We start from the raw sequence: 3,463 nt of genomic DNA, 5'->3' as shown, positions 1-3,463 counted from the left end.
TGGCAGAAGTGAACAGCATTTTTGCTGAGTTTGGATTTGCCGCTCAGTCAATTCTGGATGCCGCAGATCCAACTGCTTACGCTGAAATTCTGGGCAGTAATACGCCTGTTCATTTCATGACAGTAGTTGGCGACGGTGGCGACAACTTGCCAGATCAGGTTAACCCGGTTGTAACTTCACTACCGTTGTCAGGTCAGAATCCAATGGCGGCGATGATTGGTCTGGATCAGGTAACCTCAACGGTTTCCTCTGATTCTGGTACGGTGAGTGGTCAGGTGCGCTTTAACAGCGGTGCTCATGCGTCAAGCCTGAGCCCTGCAGCAAGTGCAGCGGTTACCCGTGAAATGCAACTGCAGGTATCTGGTTTTATTAAGTCAGAAGCCATGGCAATTCCGGTAACTGATACTAGTGTTATTGCGAATTAATCAATAATCCATTGATGTGAGATAAGGCCAGCACTTGCTGGCCTTATTTTTTGCTACACAGATTGTCGTCAGGGTTCATAATCACTGGTATTATTTGCCTGATAAGCTCACGCAACAGAATGAAAATAGAGGCATTTGTGGAATTTTTATACGAATACGGATTATTTCTGGCCAAAGCCGTTACATTGGTAGCCGCTTTTGTGCTGGTACTGGCTGCTATTGCCGGAATCGCATCTAAACAAAAGCAAGGTAAAGGGCATTTAGAAATTACGTCGATTTCTGATCAGCTCAAAGACATTACCGACTATGCGCGTCAGGTAATACTGGATAAAGCCAGCCTGAAAAAACTGGCAAAGTCGCAAAAGCAACAACAGAAACAGACTAAAGCAGAAAAAGACAATCAGTCTGGTCGCCTTTATGTGATCGATTTCAAAGGTTCAATGGATGCTCACGAAGTAGAGCGCTTACGCGAAGAAGTGACGGCCGTACTGTGCATTGCTGAAAAGCAGGATGAAGTACTGGTAAAAATTGAAAGCGGTGGTGGTGTGGTTCACGGCTACGGATTAGCCGCTGCGCAATTGAAGCGGATCAAAGACAAAGGCCTGCCACTTACCGTAGCGGTAGATAAGGTGGCAGCAAGTGGCGGATACATGATGGCCTGTGTCGCAGACAAACTGTTGGCCAGTCAGTTTGCCATTATTGGTTCAATTGGGGTATTGGCTCAATTGCCAAACTTCCACAAGTTATTAAAAAAGAATGATATAGAGTTTGAACAACATACTGCAGGTGAGTATAAGCGCACCTTAACCGTGTTTGGTGAAAACACCGATGAAGGCCGTGAAAAATTTCAGCAGGAATTGGAGGCCGTTCACGATATGTTTAAAAACTGGGTAAGCGAAAACCGTAGCGAACTGGACATAGAAAAAGTGGCAACCGGTGAATACTGGTACGGATCGCAAGCACTGGCACTGGGATTAATTGATAAAATCAGTACGTCGGACGATTACATAATGAGTGTATTCCCGGATCGTGACATTTTTTCAGTGAAGTACGCGGTGAAGAAAAACGTAGCGGAAAAGCTGGGAATGTCTTTTGCGCAGGGCGCAGAGCGAGCACTAATGCGCGTTGTAAATACTCTGCCAGCGTGGTTCAAGCGGTAATACATGAGCAAGCAGACCAAAGCGCGAATTATTAATGCAGCGGAAGCCTTGTTTGCCGAACAAGGCTACGGGCAGACATCAATGCGCGAAATCACCGCCAGGGCTAATGTTAATCTGGCGTCGGTGAACTATCACTTTGGTAGTAAAAAGAACTTAATTCAGGCGGTATTAAAGCGGTATTTTGATGTGCTCATGCCAGAAGTCGACGAGATGCTGGCGAAAGTAATTCCGTCGCAAGGGCGAAAAGGCGTCGATCAGGTGTTACAAGGGTTAGCATTACCGCTCCTGCACCTTAATGCAATTCAACCAAATGGTACCGAAATATTCGTGCAATTGTTGGGCAAGGGTTACACCGAATCACAGGGACATTTGCGCAAGTTCATTTTGGGTAATTACGGAAAGACGATTGAAAACTTGTTGAGTATGTTGCGATTTGCCTTGCCGGCTATACCGGCGGATGAGCTGTTCTGGCGTTTGCATTTTGCTATTGGAAGTTTTGTGTTCTCCATGGCGTCCAGTCAGGCGTTAAAAGACATTGCAAAAGCTGACTATCAGCAAGACATCGAAATCCAGGATGTGATAGCCCATTTAGTCCCTTTTGTGGCGCAAGGGATCAGTGCTGAAGCGTATCCCCGGGAGAGATAACACTATGCAACGCCAACAGCTAATCAGCTACCTCGATGATGAATTAAAAACCCGACTCATAAAAGACTATTGCCCGAATGGTTTACAGGTTGAAGGGAGCGATACCGTTCAGCATATCGTAACGGGTGTTACGGCCTCGCAGCGCCTTATTGATGTCGCCATCGAAAAAGGTGCTGATACCGTTTTGGTTCACCATGGCTATTTCTGGAAGGGTGAAGAGCCAACCTTAACCGGTATGAAACGCCGTCGTATAGGTAGTCTGATTCAGCATAATATCAATTTAATTGCCTATCACCTGCCTGTTGATGTGCATCCTGTATGGGGCAATAACGCGCAATTGGGTGCCCTGATGGGCTGCAACGACATCTCGGCACTACCCGGTGTAGATCCAAACGGCGTGGTTATGCAGGGCAAAGTGAATACCACATTCGAAGGCTTAATTGGCACGTTGGAACAAGCACTGGGCAGAACCTGCGTAGCAACTGAGGCTGCTGCTCAACACGAGATAACCCGTATTGCCTGGTGTACTGGTGGCGGACAAAGTTTTATCGAGCAGGCAGCAATGGCTGGTGCCCAGGTATTTATTACCGGTGAAGTGTCAGAACAAACCATCCATATAGCCCGGGAAATGAACATTGGCTTTATTGCTGCGGGTCATCATGCTACCGAGCGCTACGGTATTAAAGCGTTGGGCGAGCATCTTGCCTCAGAGTTCGGTTTACGCGTCGACTTTGTTGATATTGACAATCCAGCCTAGGACCCATCGTGCAGGATCACTCTTTTGACGGTATTGCTGGCAAGTTTGCCAAAAATATTTACGGCACCACCAAAGGCGCGCTGCGTCATCAGCTGTTATGTGATGCGCTCGACGAACTGCTGCCAGACAAACCGCTAAATATCATTGAGCTGGGCGGCGGCACAGGGGTAATGTCTGCTTATCTGGCCAACAAAGGGCATGCGGTAACGTTAACCGACGTATCGTCAGATATTCTGGCGCTGTCAGACGTGCCTGATTCGGTAACCCGTTATCAAGCTGATTTGCAAAGTATTACAAACCTGGCTGAATACGATGTGGTGTTGTGTCATGCCGTATTGGAGTGGTTGGCTGATCCCAGGGCTGCATTAGCGCATATGGCAACGCATATGCGCCCGGGCAGCCTGTTGAGCCTGACCTTTTTTAACAAGGATGCGGCGCTGTTTGGCAATGCGGTTTACGGTAATTTTGATTACATT

Annotated in this window: 4 protein-coding genes and 1 pseudogene; all 5 read left to right on the top strand. The window is 47.4% G+C overall.

Annotated elements, in window-relative coordinates; genetic code table 11:
- A pseudogene (locus tag ACLR2L_RS19580) lies at positions 1-425 on the top strand (hypothetical protein); the annotation flags it as partial.
- 137 nt (positions 426-562) lie between these two features.
- The gene (gene sohB / locus ACLR2L_RS19575; RefSeq protein WP_413370624.1) at positions 563-1,585 is read left to right on the top strand and encodes a protease SohB; all 1,023 of its coding nucleotides are present in this window, start codon (positions 563-565) and stop codon (positions 1,583-1,585) included.
- A 3-nt stretch (positions 1,586-1,588) separates the two neighbouring features.
- Positions 1,589-2,230 (top strand): TetR/AcrR family transcriptional regulator, encoded by a 642-nt coding sequence (locus ACLR2L_RS19570; RefSeq protein WP_413370622.1) that lies wholly within the window; start codon positions 1,589-1,591, stop codon positions 2,228-2,230.
- A gap of 4 nt (positions 2,231-2,234) precedes the next feature.
- Entirely contained in the window at positions 2,235-2,987 is a 753-nt protein-coding gene (locus ACLR2L_RS19565) for a Nif3-like dinuclear metal center hexameric protein (protein WP_413370620.1), read from the top strand.
- A gap of 8 nt (positions 2,988-2,995) precedes the next feature.
- A partial coding sequence (locus tag ACLR2L_RS19560) for a methyltransferase domain-containing protein (RefSeq protein ID WP_413370618.1) occupies positions 2,996-3,463 on the top strand: 468 nt, incomplete at its 3' end.

The sequence above is a fragment of the Alteromonas sp. AMM-1 genome (assembly GCF_047290655.1).
Taxonomy (GTDB): domain Bacteria; phylum Pseudomonadota; class Gammaproteobacteria; order Enterobacterales; family Alteromonadaceae; genus Alteromonas; species Alteromonas mangrovi.
This window is presented reverse-complemented; position numbering and strand designations above follow the sequence as displayed.